Source organism: Halobellus rufus (assembly GCF_000739575.1).
Taxonomy (GTDB): domain Archaea; phylum Halobacteriota; class Halobacteria; order Halobacteriales; family Haloferacaceae; genus Haloquadratum; species Haloquadratum rufum.
The window spans coordinates 143,086-158,753 of record NZ_BBJO01000009.1 but is presented as its reverse complement, the minus strand read 5'-3'; the positions used below and the strand labels follow the sequence as shown (position 1 = coordinate 158,753).

Sequence of the window (15,668 nt, the reverse complement as noted above, 5' to 3'; positions counted from 1 at the left end):
AGCGAGCGTCTCCGGCGCGGATCCCGGCGACGACCGATCGGTCGGAGACCGCCGAGCGCAACGCGTAAGGCTCGGTGCCGAGAAGTCACGCGTAATGAAGGTCATCGGCACCGTCGGACTGCCGGGCAGCGGCAAGGGCGAGGCCGCCGCCGTCGCCCGCGAGCGCGGCGTTCCGGTCGTCACGATGGGCGACGTAATCCGGCAGGCGTGTCGCGATCGCGGCCTCGATCCCGCGGAGCACCACGGCGAGATGGCGCGAACGCTCCGCGAGGAGGGCGGCCCGGCCGCCATCGCCGAGCGGTCGCTCCCGCTGATCGAATCGGAGGGCGAAGAGAGCGACGTCGTCCTCGTCGACGGGCTCCGTTCGGACGTCGAACTCGAGCGGTTCCGCGAGGCGTTCGGGGAGGACTTCCTGCTCGTCAGCATCGAAGCGCCGTTCGAGACCCGCGCGGAGCGGCTGCTCGAACGCGACCGCGACGGCTCCGACGTCGACCGGGAGGCGCTGCGAGCGCGCGAGGAGCGCGAACTCGGGTTCGGGATGGGCGAGGTGATGGACGACGCCGACGTCGTCGTCGAAAACACCGACACGCTCGAGGCGTTCCGCGAGCGCGTCCGAGCGATCTTGGCGGGCGAACTCGCGAGTCTCGCGGACGACGAACACGTGCGCGTCGGCGACGAACCGCTCGAAGATCCCGAGGGCGATCGAACCCGAGGGTCGACGCCAGCGGCAGACGCCGGTGAGTCGCGATGATCTACCGCGTGGAGGCCCGGATCGTCGCGCCGGTTCGCGACACCGAGGTGACCGACCGCGTCGAAGACGCCGTCCGGAACCTCTTTCCGAACGTCGAGTTCGAGCACGAGCCCGGCGAACTCGTCGGCGAGACGCACTCGCTGGAGCGGTTCTCCGAGCGGCTACACGAGCAGGCGATCCTCGAAACGGCCCGGACGGAGTTCTTCAAGCGCGCCGACGACGAGGGCTTCTCGTTCGCGCTGAAGAAGCAGGCGGCGTTCAAGGGGGTCGTCAACTTCGCGGTCGGGAACCCCGACGAACTGGGCGACATCCACGTGCACGTCACCGTCACCGAACCCGACGTCGAGACGTACATCGACCACGTCGCGCCGCCGACGGAGGACGGACGGCCGGTCGACCCCGACGAGCGAGAGTAGCCCGGCCGACACCGATCGTCAGATCGGCGCGAGCAGGACGACCAGCGCGGCGGCGATGAAGACGATCTTCAGCGCGGTGTTGACCGCGATCACCTTCGAGCCGAACGCCGGGCCCCAGATGCCGTACTGAAACGGGATCGAGCGCTTGAACGTCGAGACGGCGAAGGAGATGATCCCGCCGAGCAGCATCGTCGCGACGGCGGTCCGGGGCGTGAAGGTCGACCCGATCATCGGCGCGATCGTCGCCGCGCCGGCGGTCGTGTCGAAGGCGAACACCGCGACGACCGGCAGCGACGCCCCCGGGAGGCCGAGCAGCGCCGTCAGCGGTTCGGCGGCCCCCGTGGCCGATTCGAGATCCTGCGTCCGGACGAGGAGTGTCACCAGCACGTAGACGACCGCCAGCCGCGGAACGATCCGCTTCAGCTTCGGCCACGTCTTCTCCGCGGCGGTTTCGAGCACCGCACGCGGCGGGTCGGCGTCGTCCTGCACGGCGTCTGCCGGCGTCGTCGAAGCGTCCGCGACACCCCCGTCCGGCGTGGTCGCGGCCGCCCGTCCGTCCACGCTCGGCGCCCCCTGATCTCCCGCGTCGGCGTCCGTGCCGGCGAGGAGGACGGCCCCGGCGGCGACGCCGGCGATCGTGATTCCCAGCGCGATGAGGGCGCGCGCCCCGACGTAGAGTAGTCCCACCTCGAGTCCGAGAATCGGGATCAACACCGGCGCGTAGAACGTGAAGATGTGCTGGACGAACCCGAAGAACGTGTTCATCGTGACGGCGACGAGCGTCTCGGCGTCGTTCAACCGGCCGGACTCCCGGAAGTCAGCGAGCATCCCGTAGCCCGCCGTCGTCGACGCCGCGGTCGTGACGATGGCCGTACCCACCTCGTCCGGGAGGTTCGCCGGGCGGGTGAGGTACTTCGAGAACGTCGCGATCTTCTCGACGAGGCCGAAGCCGACGGCGACGTTCGCGAGGAAGACGCCGACAGCGATGAAGGCGGCGATGCGGACGACCCGCGGGGCGACCTCCACGAGGACGGGCCAGACGACTTCGGCGAGGACGGGCCAGACCGCTCCCACGAGTGCCCCCGGTTCCATACTCCCCACTCCGGACGGAAGCGACTAATCGGCGTCGGTTCGGCGGCCCGCGGCCGCGGCTACGCAGTGCTCCGTTCCGCGCCCGGCGACGCCGGGGGTTCACAGCAGTAGTTGAACGGCCGCGAACAGGACCACCACGCCGAGTACGTCGCAGGTGTTGGTGACGACCGGGATCACGACGTCGTCGGGGTCGAGGCTGAACCGGTAGGCGACGTACGTCGCGGCGAACGTCACGGCGATGACGAGGACGGCGAGCGCGACCCCGGCGACGACAGCGATAGCGAACACCGTCCGCAGCGGCAACTGAGCGCCGCTGATCAGCGCGGTGAGTCCCCACGCGCCGACGCCGACGACGGGGAACATCGACAGCGCGAGCGCGAACGTGGCGACCGCGTTGCCGACGAGGTGTTCGTCCTCGGGAGAGAACGAGAGCGTCCCGAGGTGAAACGACGTCGAGAGCCGCGCCGCGAGGATGCTCCCGAGGTTACCCGCCGTCCCGATCGTCACCGGAACCAGCGCTAAGAGCGCCGGATACTGCAGCAACTGGGCCTCGAATCGACCGAGTACCAGTCCGCTCCCGAGTTCGACGAGCGTGAGGACGAGCAGGATGGGAAGCATCGCGCGGGTGATCGCCCGGACGGTCCACTCGGTCGGCACTCAGATCACCCCCGAGGCGAACAGCACGAGCCTGACCGCGACGAGCAGAAAGAGCATCCCGAAGAGGTCGCCGGTGGTCGTCACTAACGGCCCGACGAGCGTGTCGGGGTCGCGCCCGCGGCGATAGCCGGCGAACACCACCGTGACGACGACACCGACGAGCGCGATGCCCGAGAGGAGCCCGGAAACGAGCGCGGTCGCGATGAGGACGGACAGCGGCGCGACGGTGTCGCCGAGAACGGTGAGTATCGAAAAGGCGGCGACAGCCGCGAACGCCGAGACGAGCAGGCCGTTCGCGAGCGCGGCCGCGACTGCGGACTGCAGTCGCTCGTCGCCGCCGCGGATCCGCGGTTCGACGAGCCCCTGGTGCAGTGCCGTCGAGATCCGGGCCCCGAGCGAGCCGTAGACGTTGCCGCGCGTCGCGAGCAGCGCCGGGACGAGCACTAACAAGCCGGGAACCGCGCGCAGTTCCGCGCGCATCCCGCTGAGGATGACGCCGGCGACGAGCCCCCCGACGAGGCTCGCCCCGAGCGCTGGGAGCGCCTCGCGGTACGCATCGCGGGCGACGTCCCGGACGGTCATACGACGACCGACGATCGGAGGGGTGAAAAATCGGACGTGTCGACGCCGCAGTGAAAGTTAGGTCGCTATCCGAACGGCCCGAGGCCGCCACCGCCGCCGAGGCCGCCCATCCCGCCGCCACCGCCGCCTTGGTTCTGGAGCTTCTTCATCATCCGCTGCATATCGCCGTCGCCCATCCCCTGGAACTGCTGGATGGTCTGCTCCATCATCTTGTGCTGTTCGAGCAGTTCGCGAACGGTCTCCTCGTCTTTCCCGGCCCCGCGGGCGATCCGCCGGGTGCGGGAGGCTCCGATCGAGCGGGGGTTCTCCAGTTCGTCCTCCGTCATCGAGTCCATGATGACGTCGAAGGCGCGCATCCGGTCCTGCGTGACGTCCATCGCGTCGTCCGGTAGCTGGTCCTTGAATCCGCCGCCGAGCCCGGGGATCATATCGAGGACCTGGTCGAGGGGCCCCATCCGGTTCATCGCCTCCATCTGCTTTTGCATGTCCTTGAGGGTGAACGAGCCCTCCATGATGTCCTCGGGGTCCCAGTCGTCGTCTTCCTCCTGGGTCTCGGCCATCGCGCGCTCGACGCGCTCGGAGAGCTGTTTGAGGTCGCCCATCCCGAGGAGCCGGGAGATGAAGCCGTTCGGCTCGAAGCGCTCGATGTCCTGAACGGTCTCGCCCGTCCCGAGGAAGGCGATCGAGGAGCCGGTCTCGTTGACGGCGGTCAGCGCGCCGCCGCCCTTCGCCGTCCCGTCGAGTTTGGTGACGACGACGCCGCCGATGCCGATCGCGTCGTCGAACTCGCGGGCCTGCTCTTTCGCGCCCTGTCCGATCGCGGCGTCGAGGACGAGCAGCGAGCGGTCGGGTTCGACGACCGACTCGATCTCCTCGATCTCGGCGATGAGGTCGGCTTCGAGCGCGTGCCGACCGGCGGTGTCGACGATGTGGACGTCGGCGTCCTCGGTCGCTTCGAGGCCCTCGCGGGCGATCTTGACGGGGTCGGACTCGTCGGGATCGCCGTAGAACTCCACCTCGGCGCGCTCGCACATCTGCTTTGCCTGGTCGTACGCGCCGGGGCGGAACGTGTCGGTCTGGATGACCGCCGGGCGAAGCCCCTTCGTCGAGAACCACCACGCCATCTTCGCGGCGCTCGTCGTCTTCCCCGAGCCCTGCAGCCCGGCGAGGAGGATCGTCTGGGACTCCAAGGGGAGGTCCGTCGACTCGCCGACGAGGTCGACGAGCTCCTCGTAGACGATCTTGAGGACGTGATCTCGCGCGGACGTCCCCGCGGGCGGTTCTTCCTCGGTCGCGCGCTCTTTGATCGACGAGGAGAGGTCCATCACGAGCGAGACCTCGACGTCGGCCGAGAGCAGCGACCGCTGGATCTCCTTGACGATCTCCTCGACGTCTTCCTCGTCGAGGCGGGACTTCCCCTGCAGCTTATCGAGACTGCTGCGGAGGGAACTCCCGAGATTGTCGAGTACCATTACCGCTCTCTACGCTACCACGCGGGTAAAGGCTTTTTCTGCGGCGGCGAGAGGTCAGCGCGTGTCCGTCGTCCCCGACCTCGCCACCTATCTGGCCTTCTGCGCCGCCGCGATCGCGCTCGTTCTGACTCCCGGGCCGGACACGATGTACGTCCTCGCCCGCGGGGTTCAGGGCCGCGAGGCCGGAGTGCGGTCCGCGTTCGGCATCGCCACCGGCATCCTCTTCCACACCGCGGCCGCGACGCTGGGGCTCGCTGCCGTCCTCCGCGCCGCGCCAGCGGCCTATCAGGTCGTCAAGTACGCGGGCGCGGTCTACCTCGTCTACCTGGGCGTGCAGGCGATCAGGAACGACGAGTTCGGTGGCGCTGCCGACCGGGACGGCGGGTCCGACGGGGCAACCGCCGGCGGGGCTTCCGACGCGACGGGGAGTTTCCGACGCGGCGTCCTCGTCAACGCCCTGAATCCCAAGGTGGCGCTGTTCTTCCTCGCGTTCCTGCCCGGGTTCGCCGGGTCCGGCCCCGACGCCGAGGCCCGGATGCTGCTGCTGGGCGCGACCTACGCCGTCCTGACGGCGACGTATCTGGGCGGCGTCGCCGTCGCGTCCGAGCGCGTGGGGCGTTCGCTCACCGCGTCGACGACGACCTCGCGGCTGAGTTGGGTCGGCGGCGGCGCGATGATCGCGCTGGGGCTGGCGCTGGCGACCGAGTGAGACGCGCGTGAGAAGGCCGCCGCGGCTACTCCTCGCCGCCGACGAGCCGCTCGACCATCCGCTCGGGGTCGAAGCGTTCGAGGTCGTCGTAGCCTTGGCCGACCCCGAGAAAGAGAATCGGCTTGCCCGTGACGTAGGCGATCGAGATTGCCGCGCCGCCGTTGGAGTCGGCGTCGGCCTTCGTGAGCACCGCGCCGTCGATCTCGGCGGCGTCGTTGAACGTCTTCGCGCGCTCGACGGCGTCCTGGCCCGCGACCGCCTCGTCGACGAACAGCGTCATATCGGGGTCGACGACGCGGTCGATCTTCTCGAGTTGGGCCATCAGGTCGTTGGAGGTGTGGAGCCGGCCCGCGGTGTCGCCGAGGACGACGTCGACGTCGTGGGCCTCGGCGTACTCGACGGCGTCATACAGCACAGCCGCCGGGTCGCCGCCCTGCTCGTGGGTGATGAGCTTCGTGTCGAGGTTCTCCGCGTGCTTGCGGATCTGCTCGTTCGCGCCGGCGCGGTAGGTGTCGCCGTTCGCCATCACGACCGAGAGGCCCTGCCGCTGGAAGTACCGGGCCATCTTCGCGATGCTCGTCGTCTTCCCGACGCCGTTGACGCCGGTGAAGACGATCGTCACCGGCTTGTCGGCCGCGGCGACGCGCCCGTCGAAGTCGAACTGGCCGACGCTGATGACGTCGTAAAGGGCGTCGTGCAGCGCCGTCTCGACGAGTTCGGCTGTCGTCTCGACCTGCGCGCGCGTCTCGCCGATCATCTTCTCGCGGACGGTCTCGAGGATCTCCTCGGCGACGTTCATCTCCACGTCGCTCTCTAAGAGCGCCATCTCCAGCTCCCAGAGCGGGTCTTCGAGGTCCTCCTCCTCGATGATGACCTTCCCCGTGGCGAACGCCGCCGCGCGCTTGAGCCTGCCGGGGCCCGAATCCTCTCCCTCGTCCTCGCGGAGCGCGGCCTCGGCCTCCGCCGAGGCGAGGGCGACCGCGTCGGCGTCGTCGGCCGTGGTATCCTCACCGGCCGACGTGGATTCGTCCGGAGCCGTGGGAGCCGCGGCCGCCTCGTCGCCGACAGTTTCCGGTTCCGTACCCGTCGCGTCCGCAGCGGGCCGTTCGTCCGCCTCGGCGGCGGACGCCTCTGCGGTCTCGGAGGCGTCGGTGTCGGAACGTTCGGCGTCGGCCGCGGCGTCGTCGCGGTCTGAGTCTGTCGGCTCCTCGCTTCCGCCGGTTCCTTCTCCGCCGCCGTCTCCTCGACGTCTTCTCGGAAACTGTCGAGTTTCTTTTTCAGTCCGTCAAACATTGGTGTCGGTCCGCGAATCGAGTGCTGCGTGCGACGTTACTCGTCGTCGCCTTCGTCCTGTATCTGCTGCATCTGCTGCATCTGCTGTTGCTGCATCTGCTGTTGCATCTGCTGGGCCTGCTGTTCGAGATCGGAGCTCTCGTCTTCGAGCTCGTCGATCTCCTCGCGGACCTCCGCGATGCGATCGTCGAGCGCGTCCTGTTTCGCCTCCAGGGCGTCGATCGCGTCGTCGGCCGACTGCTCGGCCGCGTAGTCGGCTCCGAGGCCGACGATGATCTCGTCGATGTCCTGCACCTCGGCGCGGACGTACGCGCCGCCGCCGAGCGGAACTTGGACGGTCGACCCGCTGTCGAGCGTCTCGATCGCCTCGATCGCCTCGTCGATCTCGGTCTGCTCCTCTTCGAGGTCGTCGACGTCCGCTTCGAGCGCCTCGATCTCCTCGTCGATCGCCTGCAGTTCCTGGGAGAGTTGCTGAAGCTGCTGTTGTCCGCCGCCGCCGCCCATCATGCCGCAGACACCTCGTTGACCTCGTCGAGTTCGATCTGCGTGCGCTTCAGGCCGTGCTGGCTGCCGATGTTCGCGTACACCCGGTCGCGGGCGACGTTCCCGTTCGGGGCCTCGACGGTAGTGGTAAAGTCACTGAACCCATCGCGGCTCTGGAATCGGCCGCTAACCGTAAACTCACTCATGGCCGTAGGTTCCCGAGCGAGCGGGAAGTATCTTCCTACTCGGGATCCCGAGAACGGGCGATTCGGGGCGTGAGAGCGATTCTCGGAGATCGGAGAACGAGGGGTCGAACGGGCGTACCCGGCCCGTCGCGAGAGTCGAAAACGGCTAGTCGAGGTAGCCGAGGGCGTCCTCGATCCGGCTCAGTTCGGGGCCGGTGGTGTCCTCGCCGGCGACGTAGCCGGTCTCGTTGGCGACGAGGCCGGACCCGACGAGCGGCGCGCCGTAGTTGACCGTGCCGATGTCCGCGCGGACGTCGAGGTGCGCTTCGAGCGCCTCGAGTTCGGGTTCGCGGGACTTCGGGTGGCAGAGCGCCCCCTCGTTGCTCGCGACGGCGGCGGTGCCGACCGTCTGGACGTCCGCGAGTTCGCCGCGTTCGACGGGGACGCCGAGCGCGGACTCGACGGCGTCGACGGCCTCCTCGGAGAGTTCGGGGTGGACGTACGCGCCGTAGTCGTTCGCGAGGACGACGTTCCCCGCGGCGTTGATCCGACCCGGAAGCTCGGCGACCGGGCGGTCGGCGGCCTCCTCGATGGCCTCCTTCTCGCGCTCTGTCGCGCGGCTGGTGACGAGGATGCCGTTCTCGTTGCCGGTCGCGAGTGCGCCGACGGTGCCGGAGCCGCCGACGGTGGTCGAGACCGCTGGGACCGACAGCTCTTCGGTCATCGCCTCGACGACGTCGGCTTCGGCGTCCGGGCGGACGATCAGCACGTCATCCGTCGCGCGGGCGAACACGCCGACGTACGGCGACCCGGCGAAGGATGCGCGGAGCACGTTACTCGGCCGGCTCCGCCTCGACGATGGACTCGCCGTCCTCGTCGAACCGGGCGGCGCGGACGCGGAGCTTGCTCGGCGGCTTCTGCTTGCCGCGGGCCCACACGGTCTCGTTCAGCGAGGTGTCCAGTCGCACGGCGTCCTCGTCGACCGAGAACTGCTTTGCGAGGTGCGTGCGGATCAGAGACATCGCGCGGCCGGCGCGCTCGTGGCCGGGGACGGCCTTGACGTCTCGAAGCGGTACGGTGACGACTCGCTCTTCGAAGTCGCTGGCGCTCATCGTTACTCGTCCGTGTCACTCCGCCGCCAGTTGCGGCGCTTGGGGTTTCGCGTGACTTCCATGTCCGTCTTCATCATCACCCAAGCCGGAACGCGCGTGTTCTGGCGCTCCAGTTTGGCCAGGCGCTTCTTTTTGGCCTTCGACTTCTTGCTCATAGTGTCCGTTCCTACCTCGGGCCCGCATAAAATCTTGTTCCTTCGACCTCGCCGTCTCGTGCGTGCGATTCTCACGCAATTCCGTGTCTGACACGCCTCTACGGACCGAATTCGAGATATTCAACACCACCCGTCGCTTCCGTTCGGTCGATGCGTCATCTCACCGCCCTCGTCTTTCTCCTCGCGGCCGCCATCTGGGGCACCGCGTTCATGGTGACGAAAGTCGGACTCGAATGGCTCCCGCCCGCGCTGTTCGCTGCGCTCCGGTTCGATCTCGCCGCAGTCCTGCTCTTCGCGCTCGCCACGTGGCACGGCGACCGGCTTCGACCCGCCGGCCGCCGCGAGTGGCGGCCGATCCTCGCCGGCGGCGTCCTCCTCATCGGCGTCCACCACGCGCTCCTGTTCGCCGGGCAGCAGTTCGTCACGAGCGCCGTCGCCGCCGTGCTGCTCGGCCTGATTCCGGTCATCACGCCCGCGCTGACGCGCCTCACTGCCGCGCGGAAACGACTCGATCGGACCGGCGCGCTGGGAGTCGGCCTCGGCTTCGTCGGCGTCGTCACGATCGCGAACCCGGACCCCTCGAACCTCGCCGGCTCGACCCTCCTCGGAATCGCCCTCGTGCTCGGATCTGCGCTCGTCTTCGCCCTCGGTGCGATCCTGACCCACGACTCGGAGGCCACGCTCCCGCTGCTGGCCGAGCAGGCGTGGATGATGCTAGTCGGCGCGGTCGTCCTGCACGCGACGAGCGCGCTCCTGCCCGGCGAGTCGCTGGCGGCCGTGGTGTGGACGACGGAGGGGATACTCGCGCTCGTCTACCTCGCGGTCGTCGCCGGCGTCGGCGGGTTCGGCCTGTACTTCTGGCTCCTGCGCCGGGTGGGACCGGTCGAAGTGAGCCTGTTGGAGTACGTCATTCCGATCTTCGCGGCGGTGTCGGGCTGGGCCGTCCTCGACGAGACGCTCGCGCCGACGACCGTGGTGGGGTTCGCCGTCATCTTCGGCGGGTTCGTCCTCGTCAAGCGGCGGACGATCCGCGCGGAACTCCGGCGGTGGCAGGAGGAACCGGTCGCGCAGACGCAGCACGCGGACTGACGAGGAGGGGGGACCGCGACGCGAACGCTCACAGCGGGAACGACGTCACCGTCTCGTACTCCGGCCCGTCGGCGGTCAGCGTGCTCTCTTTGAGCCGGATCTCTCCGACCTCGAACGAGCCGAGGTCCGGGTCGGTCTCGCGGACGATCCGCTGGACGAGGTCCTTCCCGCGTGCGTCGTCCATCCGGGCGATGGTGACGTGCGGCGTGAACTCGTGGTCGTCGGCCGCGAACCCGAGCGCGGTCAGTTCGCGCTCGACGGCCTCGTGCAGGCGCGTCGTCTCCGCCGCACCGCCGCCGTCGCGGACGCCGGCCCAGAGCACGCTGATGTAGTCGAGCGCGGGGAAGACGCCGAAGCCGCCGACGCGGAACTCGAAGGGGTCGACCTCGGCGTTCTCGACGGCGCGGGCCAGCGCGGATTCGACGTCGTCGAGGCGGTCCGGGTCGGTGTCGCCGAGGAAAAACAGCGTCAGGTGCGCCTGTTCGGGGTCGACGAAGCGGAGCCCCTCGGCGTCGGCGAAGCGGCCCTGCGCGTCGGCGACGGCGTCGGCGAGGCGGTCCGGGAGGTCGATGCTGACGAAGAGTCGCATAGTGGTCGTAGGCGCGCCCGGACCAAGAAATCCGTCCCCGCGGGCGGTGTGGCGCGTGCTCGCGGCGCGGTGTGTGGCTCCGACACAGCCGCGGTCGTCCCGGTGACGCAGTGCTTAACCGTCCTCACGCCCAATCCGGCGGTATGACAGACGGCGAGCGAGACGACCACGAGTTCTCCTCGGGGCAGGGCTTCTCCGAGGACTACGAGGAGTTCACACTCGACCCGCCGGAGCTGAAGGTCGACCCGACGAAGGTCGATCCCGTCGACACGCGCGTCCTCACGGACGAACTCGACAAGCGGAACGTCGCCTCCGACCAGGTCGACGTCGAACAGCTCGTCGACGTCGGGCTCTCGTACATGCAGATCAACCGCTTCGAGGAGGCCACCGAGACGTTCGAGCGAGCGGCGCGCTTCGCCGAGGAGGACTCCATCGAGGCCCAGGAGGCGTGGGTGAACAAGGGCGCTGCTCACGCCGAACTGGAGGAGTGGGACGAGGCGATCGGGGCCTACCGGGAGGCGCTCCGCATCGACGACGACTCCGAGCACGCCGCGTCGGCGGAGACGAACCTCGCGTACGCGCTCTGGAACGCCGGCGAGATCGAATCGGCGCTGCACCACGCCGAGCGCGCCGTCGAGATCGACCCGCGCTTCCCGCAGGCGTGGTACAACCGCGGGTTCTTCCTGAGCGAGCGCGGCCTCAACGAGGAGGCCGTCAACGCCTTCGACAACGCGATCCGACTGGGGATGCGCACCGCCGACGTCCTCGAAGAGAAGGCCCGCGCGCTCGAAGAACTCGGCGAGGACGAGCAGGCCGAGGAGGTCCAGCAGCAGGCCGAGGAACTGCGGCAGGAGCGCGAACAGGAGCTGCTGAACCAGCAGGGACAGCCCGGACAACAACAGCAGCGCCGGTGACGTCGATGCTACTCCGCGAACGACAGACGTCGGACGGCCTGCTCGTCTCCGTCTGCGACCCCGACTGCCTCGGCGAGACCTACGTCGAGGGCGAGATCGAACTCGACGTGACCGAGGCGTTCTACGGCGGCGAGGAGGCCGAGGAGGTCGACGCCGACGCCGTCGTCGACAGCCTCACCCGCGCCAGCGTCGCCAACCTCGTCGGCGAGCGCGCCGTGTCCGTCGCCGTCGAGGCCGGCATCGTCGACGAGGAGCGCGTGCTCTCGGTCGACGGGACGCTGCACGCGCAGCTTCTTTGGATGTGAATCCAGCTTTTTGCTGACTCGGGTGCGCCTCCGGCGCACCACTCGTTGCAAAAAGCTGGACCAAAAAGACGCCGCTCGCTCGGCCTTCGGCCTCGCTCGCGGTAGAATATCCTAGGAACAGACGGTGAGGCGGCTACGCTGCGGTAGTAATTTCACCAATAGGACGACGATTGTTGAAAATAGTCGATGCTTACGGAATAGGTGTCGTAGGCTTCTGTTGAAATCTATTGGTCACACACTATCTACGGTGACACAGCCGATAAGTGGGGTTTCTTAAATACCTCATTCATCAGTTCCCTCCTCAGTAAACGAGATTCGGTCTATACTATCAAATGAAACAAATATCTTATTGTGATATTCTCCAGATAATGATCGTCCCTCCACCGGTGTCCCGTATTGGTTTGTCTCAAATGTTTCTGTGTTATAAAATTCTTCAGCTTCTCGGAGAATGAATCCGGGAGGTAACGACTGTACCTCATCAACGGTTCCGGTAATTCCGTATTTAACTCGTCCTTCCATTTCAGAAAACTCGACAGATTGGATGACTATTTCTTCTCCGCGATAATTCTTCCAATAATTGTAGGATTTCCTGACGTCTTTAGCTAACGAAGTGAGTGTTCGTATTGTGCTCATCATTAACACAATTGAATCTTACTTGTTTGATAGCATTAGGTCTTCACAAAAATAATATCTGTACTTACCGATTATTCTCAAATATATCACGGAGAGGATTTCAACAGAACCGTATCGTAGCGTTTGCAAGTCTTCACTCACTTTCTGAGGAAACCATCTCGTAACCACTACCCGTTGCGTAATCCCGCCCAGACCGAAGCCGTGTTAGTGCTGCGGCCACTAACGGATCCCAATGAGCACGCAGGAATCGTACCCGATCGACGTCGACGCCATCCGCGCGGACTTCCCGATCCTCGACCGCAAGGTCGGCGGCGACATCGAGACGCCGGGCGAGGGTCCCGACGACACGCGCCCGCTGATCTACCTCGACAACGCGGCGACGACGCAGACGCCGAAGCAGGTCGTCGACTCGATCGTCGACTACTACTACGGCTACAACTCCAACGTCCACCGCGGCATCCACCACCTGAGCCAGGAGGCCTCCGTCGCCTACGAGGCGGCTCACGACCGCGTCGCGGAGTTCATCGGCGCGGAGGGGCGCGAGGAGATCGTCTTCACGAAGAACACGACGGAGTCGCTGAACCTCGTCGCCTACGCCTGGGGGCTCGCGGAGCTGGGCCCGGGCGACACGGTCGTCCTGACCGAGATGGAGCACCACGCCTCCCTGGTCACGTGGCAGCAGATCGCCAAGAAGACGGGCGCGAGCGTCGAGTACATCCGCGTCGACGACGACGGACGGCTGGACATAGACCACGCCGCGGAACTGATCGACGACGACACCGAGATGGTGTCGACCGTCCACGTCTCGAACACGCTCGGGACGGTCGCCCCGGTCGCGGAACTCGCGGATCTGGCACACGAGCACGACGCCTACATCTTCGTCGACGGCGCGCAGTCGGTGCCGACGCGGCCGGTCGACGTCGGCGAGATCGACGCCGACTTCCTCGCCTTCTCGGGACACAAGATGCTCGGGCCGACCGGCATCGGCGTCCTCTACGGGAAAGAGCACATCCTCGACTCGATGCAGCCGTACCTCTACGGCGGCGAGATGATCAGAAGCGTCACCTACGAGGACTCGACGTGGGAGGACCTGCCGTGGAAGTTCGAGGCCGGCACGCCCGTCATCGAGCAGGGGATCGCGCTGCACGCCGCGATCGACTACCTCGACGAGATCGGGATGCAGAACGTGCAGGCCCACGAGGAACTGCTCGCGGAGTACGCCTACGACCGACTGACGGAGTTCGACGACGTCGAGGTCTACGGACCCCCGGGCGACGAGCGCGGCGGGCTGGTCGCGTTCAACCTCGACGGCGTCCACGCGCACGACCTCTCCAGCATCCTGAACGACCACGGCGTCGCGATCCGCGCGGGCGACCACTGTACGCAGCCGCTGCACGACAAGCTCGGCGTGCCCGCCTCGACGCGGGCGTCCTTCTACGTCTACAACGAGAAATCCGAGATCGACGCGCTCGTCGACGCCGTCGACGACGCCCGCCAGTTGTTCGCTTGAGGGCGCGGGCGTCCCGTTCTCGGCGACCGACTGGACGAATGCAGGTCGCAGCGACCAAAACGCTTAGTGACGGCCGCGTGATTCCCCGCCAGCAATGTCCACAGCCGTCGGGTTCGTCCTCGAAACGGTCCAGCGAACGGTCAACGAGTTCGCGGCGGGGATACAGCAGGCCGCGCCGAAGCTCCTCACGGGCGTCGTCTTCCTGCTCCTCGCGTACGTCGCGATCCGACTGGTGACGAGTGCGATTCGCCGCACGCTCGCGGCGGTCTACCCCGACGAACAGGGACTCATCGTCGACCTCGGGGCGACGGTCGCCGGGATCTTCCTGTGGTTCGGGGCCGCGTTGACCCTCCTCGAAATCCTCGGGATGGGCGAGATCGCCGCGAGTCTCGGCACCGCCGCCGGGTTCGTCGCGCTCGGCGTCTCCTACGCGCTCTCGAATATGATCGCAGACACCGTCGCGGGCGTCTACCTGCTTCGCGACCCCGATTTCAACCCCGGCGACGAGGTGAAGTCCGATCCGGTGACCGGCGTCGTCGAGGCGATCGAGCTGCGGAAGACCCGGTTCAGAAACGAGGCGGGCGAGACCGTCGTCGTGGCGAACCGCGACGTCGAGAAGAAGTGGACGAAGACCGTCGATGAGAACGCTACAGCAGATGCCTGAGCGAGACGACCGCGACCATCCCGAGCCCCAACGCCGGCAGGACGCCGTCAGTCCGTCGGGCGACGACGAGGACCGCGGCGGCCGAGATCAGCCCGGGAGCTCCCAAGTCTGAGAGGGCGGGGACGAGAAGCGAGATCACGACCGCTCCGGGGAGTACGTCGAGGGCCGCCTCGGTCCGTTCGGAGAGTTCGATCCGAGCGAGCAGCCAGAGACCGCCCGCCTTCGTCGCGTAGGTCGCGACGCTCATCGCGGCGATGACGGCGACGACCGTCGGATCGAGGTCAGCCATCGTACCACCACGCCTGCAGGAGACTTCCGGCCAGACCGCCGCACAGCACGTACCAGTAGCCGGGGAGCCAGTGGGCAGCCGCCACCGCCGTCACGGCGGCGACGGTCCACGCGGGGAGAGAAGACCGGCCCTCCCAGAGTTCGGTCGCGAGGACGAGAAACACCGCGGTGAGGACGAAGTCCAGACCGAACCGCGCGGGCCGCTCGACGACGCCCCCGACGGTGACGCCGACGAGCGTGGCGAGGACCCAGAACAGCCAGATGGCGAGGCCGCTCCCGAGCAGGAACGCGCCCCGTCGCTCCCGGAGCGCAGTTCGCCGATCGTGAGCGCCCAGTTCTCGTCGGCGGTGAAGAACGCGCTCCCGTACGCCTGTAGCGGGGTGAGGTCCTCGAACCACGGCCGGAGCGCCGCCCCCATCAGCAGATACCGGAGGTTCACGACGAGCGTCGTCCCGACGACCGCGAGGACGGGAATCGGTTCCGCCCAGACCTCCACCGCGACGAGTTGGGCGGCACCGGCCAAGACTGTCGCGCTCATCAGCGTCGCCTCAGCGGCGCTGAGACCCGCGCGGTCGGCGAGGATACCGAACACGACACCGTAGCCCGCGACGCCGAGGGCGATCGGCGTGCATCGAAGGAACCCGGTCCGGAGCCCTGCGAGCGAGAACGACACCGGCTCGATCCGATCGGACGAACCCGTCGGACGGTCATCCGGCTTCTGACTCATCGACGAGGATCGGTTGACGGCACCGGGACGTAAATTCTCGGA

Annotated in this window: 20 protein-coding genes and 2 pseudogenes; 8 read left to right on the top strand and 14 right to left on the bottom strand. The window is 67.5% G+C overall.

Features of this window, described 5'->3' with window-relative positions; genetic code table 11:
• Positions 1–94 precede the first annotated feature (94 nt).
• Together ACP99_RS05470 and ACP99_RS05465 are read left to right on the top strand one after the other, a co-directional pair.
• Positions 95–751 (top strand): AAA family ATPase, encoded by a 657-nt coding sequence (locus tag ACP99_RS05470; RefSeq protein ID WP_156105601.1) that lies wholly within the window; start codon positions 95–97, stop codon positions 749–751.
• Positions 748–1,167, top strand: a complete 420-nt coding sequence (locus ACP99_RS05465) for an RNA-binding domain-containing protein (protein ID WP_049985619.1) — start codon at positions 748–750, stop codon at positions 1,165–1,167. Before ACP99_RS05470 ends, ACP99_RS05465 begins: the two co-directional genes overlap by 4 nt.
• A gap of 18 nt (positions 1,168–1,185) precedes the next feature.
• Here ACP99_RS05465 and ACP99_RS05460 read toward each other — a convergent pair whose 3' ends face one another.
• From ACP99_RS05460 to ACP99_RS05445, 4 genes are all read right to left on the bottom strand, one after another.
• Complete coding sequence (locus tag ACP99_RS05460; protein WP_049985618.1) at positions 1,186–2,259, bottom strand: nucleoside recognition protein; 1,074 nt, start codon at positions 2,257–2,259, stop codon at positions 1,186–1,188.
• A 99-nt stretch (positions 2,260–2,358) separates the two neighbouring features.
• Positions 2,359–2,916, bottom strand: coding sequence for a magnesium transporter (locus ACP99_RS05455; protein ID WP_049985617.1), 558 nt, complete (start codon positions 2,914–2,916; stop codon positions 2,359–2,361).
• Positions 2,917–3,498, bottom strand: coding sequence for a magnesium transporter (locus ACP99_RS05450; RefSeq protein WP_049985616.1), 582 nt, complete (start codon positions 3,496–3,498; stop codon positions 2,917–2,919). It abuts the gene before it with no gap.
• Positions 3,499–3,563: 65 nt separating this feature from the next.
• A complete protein-coding gene (locus ACP99_RS05445) occupies positions 3,564–4,970 on the bottom strand; it encodes a signal recognition particle protein Srp54 (RefSeq protein ID WP_049985615.1) in 1,407 nt (468 codons plus the stop codon).
• Positions 4,971–5,031: 61 nt separating this feature from the next.
• Here ACP99_RS05445 and ACP99_RS05440 point away from each other — a divergent pair, with 61 nt between their 5' ends.
• The gene (locus ACP99_RS05440) at positions 5,032–5,679 is read left to right on the top strand and encodes a LysE family translocator (RefSeq protein WP_049985614.1); all 648 of its coding nucleotides are present in this window, start codon (positions 5,032–5,034) and stop codon (positions 5,677–5,679) included.
• Positions 5,680–5,704: 25 nt separating this feature from the next.
• On the opposite strand, the pseudogene ftsY reads toward ACP99_RS05440, so the two are convergent.
• The 6 genes and pseudogenes from ftsY to ACP99_RS05410 all read right to left on the bottom strand — a co-directional run bounded on the left by ftsY (position 5,705) and on the right by ACP99_RS05410 (position 8,907).
• Positions 5,705–6,972: pseudogene (gene ftsY, locus ACP99_RS05435) on the bottom strand (signal recognition particle-docking protein FtsY).
• Positions 6,973–7,008: 36 nt separating this feature from the next.
• Positions 7,009–7,476, bottom strand: coding sequence for a prefoldin subunit alpha (pfdA, locus tag ACP99_RS05430; RefSeq protein WP_197052364.1), 468 nt, complete (start codon positions 7,474–7,476; stop codon positions 7,009–7,011).
• On the bottom strand, positions 7,476–7,661 hold the full coding sequence (rpl18a, locus tag ACP99_RS05425) for a 50S ribosomal protein L18Ae (protein WP_049985612.1): 186 nt from the start codon (positions 7,659–7,661) through the stop codon (positions 7,476–7,478). The genes pfdA and rpl18a overlap by 1 nt, the downstream gene beginning before the upstream one ends.
• Before the next feature lie 145 nt (positions 7,662–7,806).
• Positions 7,807–8,472 carry a translation initiation factor IF-6 gene (locus tag ACP99_RS05420; RefSeq protein WP_049985611.1) on the bottom strand — a complete coding sequence of 222 codons (666 nt, stop codon included), beginning with the start codon at positions 8,470–8,472 and terminating at the stop codon, positions 7,807–7,809.
• A gap of 1 nt (position 8,473) precedes the next feature.
• Positions 8,474–8,752, bottom strand: a complete 279-nt coding sequence (locus ACP99_RS05415) for a 50S ribosomal protein L31e (RefSeq protein WP_049985610.1) — start codon at positions 8,750–8,752, stop codon at positions 8,474–8,476.
• Positions 8,753–8,754: 2 nt separating this feature from the next.
• Entirely contained in the window at positions 8,755–8,907 is a 153-nt protein-coding gene (locus ACP99_RS05410) for a 50S ribosomal protein L39e (protein WP_049985609.1), read from the bottom strand.
• A 150-nt stretch (positions 8,908–9,057) separates the two neighbouring features.
• On the opposite strand from ACP99_RS05410, the gene ACP99_RS05405 reads away from it, so the two are divergent.
• Positions 9,058–9,996 carry a DMT family transporter gene (locus tag ACP99_RS05405; protein ID WP_049985608.1) on the top strand — a complete coding sequence of 313 codons (939 nt, stop codon included), beginning with the start codon at positions 9,058–9,060 and terminating at the stop codon, positions 9,994–9,996.
• A 28-nt stretch (positions 9,997–10,024) separates the two neighbouring features.
• Here ACP99_RS05405 and thpR read toward each other — a convergent pair whose 3' ends face one another.
• Positions 10,025–10,585 (bottom strand): RNA 2',3'-cyclic phosphodiesterase, encoded by a 561-nt coding sequence (gene thpR, locus ACP99_RS05400; protein ID WP_049985607.1) that lies wholly within the window; start codon positions 10,583–10,585, stop codon positions 10,025–10,027.
• Positions 10,586–10,728: 143 nt separating this feature from the next.
• On the opposite strand from thpR, the gene ACP99_RS05395 reads away from it, so the two are divergent.
• Positions 10,729–11,499, top strand: coding sequence for a tetratricopeptide repeat protein (locus ACP99_RS05395; protein WP_049985606.1), 771 nt, complete (start codon positions 10,729–10,731; stop codon positions 11,497–11,499).
• A 5-nt stretch (positions 11,500–11,504) separates the two neighbouring features.
• Positions 11,505–11,804 (top strand): DUF424 domain-containing protein, encoded by a 300-nt coding sequence (locus tag ACP99_RS05390; protein ID WP_049985660.1) that lies wholly within the window; start codon positions 11,505–11,507, stop codon positions 11,802–11,804.
• A 282-nt stretch (positions 11,805–12,086) separates the two neighbouring features.
• Here the strand turns inward: ACP99_RS05390 and ACP99_RS19850 are convergent, their stop codons facing one another.
• Entirely contained in the window at positions 12,087–12,440 is a 354-nt protein-coding gene (locus ACP99_RS19850) for a hypothetical protein (protein WP_156105600.1), read from the bottom strand.
• A 229-nt stretch (positions 12,441–12,669) separates the two neighbouring features.
• Between ACP99_RS19850 and sufS the strand changes: the two genes are divergently transcribed.
• Together sufS and ACP99_RS05380 are read left to right on the top strand one after the other, a co-directional pair.
• Positions 12,670–13,947, top strand: a complete 1,278-nt coding sequence (gene sufS, locus ACP99_RS05385) for a bifunctional cysteine desulfurase/selenocysteine lyase SufS (protein WP_049985605.1) — start codon at positions 12,670–12,672, stop codon at positions 13,945–13,947.
• 94 nt (positions 13,948–14,041) lie between these two features.
• Positions 14,042–14,611, top strand: coding sequence for a mechanosensitive ion channel family protein (locus ACP99_RS05380; protein WP_049985604.1), 570 nt, complete (start codon positions 14,042–14,044; stop codon positions 14,609–14,611).
• On the opposite strand, the gene ACP99_RS05375 is transcribed toward ACP99_RS05380, so the two are convergent.
• Both ACP99_RS05375 and ACP99_RS05370 read right to left on the bottom strand, forming a co-directional pair.
• Positions 14,595–14,900, bottom strand: coding sequence for an AzlD family protein (locus ACP99_RS05375; protein ID WP_049985603.1), 306 nt, complete (start codon positions 14,898–14,900; stop codon positions 14,595–14,597). The two genes, ACP99_RS05380 and ACP99_RS05375, sit on opposite strands and share 17 nt — an antisense overlap.
• A pseudogene (locus ACP99_RS05370) lies at positions 14,893–15,626 on the bottom strand (AzlC family ABC transporter permease). Before ACP99_RS05370 ends, ACP99_RS05375 begins: the two are co-directional and overlap by 8 nt.
• Positions 15,627–15,668 lie beyond the last annotated feature (42 nt).

Coding starts and splice junctions, on each gene's coding strand:
- ACP99_RS05460 (WP_049985618.1), bottom strand. CDS start 2,259: ATGGAACCGGGGGCACTCGTGGGAGCGGTCTGGCCCGTCCTCGCCGAA.
- ACP99_RS05405 (WP_049985608.1), top strand. CDS start 9,058: ATGCGTCATCTCACCGCCCTCGTCTTTCTCCTCGCGGCCGCCATCTGG.
- ACP99_RS05380 (WP_049985604.1), top strand. CDS start 14,042: ATGTCCACAGCCGTCGGGTTCGTCCTCGAAACGGTCCAGCGAACGGTC.
- ACP99_RS05415 (WP_049985610.1), bottom strand. CDS start 8,752: ATGAGCGCCAGCGACTTCGAAGAGCGAGTCGTCACCGTACCGCTTCGA.
- thpR (WP_049985607.1), bottom strand. CDS start 10,585: ATGCGACTCTTCGTCAGCATCGACCTCCCGGACCGCCTCGCCGACGCC.
- sufS (WP_049985605.1), top strand. CDS start 12,670: ATGAGCACGCAGGAATCGTACCCGATCGACGTCGACGCCATCCGCGCG.
- pfdA (WP_197052364.1), bottom strand. CDS start 7,476: ATGGGCGGCGGCGGCGGACAACAGCAGCTTCAGCAACTCTCCCAGGAA.
- ACP99_RS05410 (WP_049985609.1), bottom strand. CDS start 8,907: ATGAGCAAGAAGTCGAAGGCCAAAAAGAAGCGCCTGGCCAAACTGGAG.
- rpl18a (WP_049985612.1), bottom strand. CDS start 7,661: ATGAGTGAGTTTACGGTTAGCGGCCGATTCCAGAGCCGCGATGGGTTC.
- ACP99_RS05450 (WP_049985616.1), bottom strand. CDS start 3,498: ATGACCGTCCGGGACGTCGCCCGCGATGCGTACCGCGAGGCGCTCCCA.
- ACP99_RS19850 (WP_156105600.1), bottom strand. CDS start 12,440: ATGATGAGCACAATACGAACACTCACTTCGTTAGCTAAAGACGTCAGG.
- ACP99_RS05395 (WP_049985606.1), top strand. CDS start 10,729: ATGACAGACGGCGAGCGAGACGACCACGAGTTCTCCTCGGGGCAGGGC.
- ACP99_RS05390 (WP_049985660.1), top strand. CDS start 11,505: ATGCTACTCCGCGAACGACAGACGTCGGACGGCCTGCTCGTCTCCGTC.
- ACP99_RS05465 (WP_049985619.1), top strand. CDS start 748: ATGATCTACCGCGTGGAGGCCCGGATCGTCGCGCCGGTTCGCGACACC.
- ACP99_RS05470 (WP_156105601.1), top strand. CDS start 95: ATGAAGGTCATCGGCACCGTCGGACTGCCGGGCAGCGGCAAGGGCGAG.
- ACP99_RS05375 (WP_049985603.1), bottom strand. CDS start 14,900: ATGGCTGACCTCGATCCGACGGTCGTCGCCGTCATCGCCGCGATGAGC.
- ACP99_RS05445 (WP_049985615.1), bottom strand. CDS start 4,970: ATGGTACTCGACAATCTCGGGAGTTCCCTCCGCAGCAGTCTCGATAAG.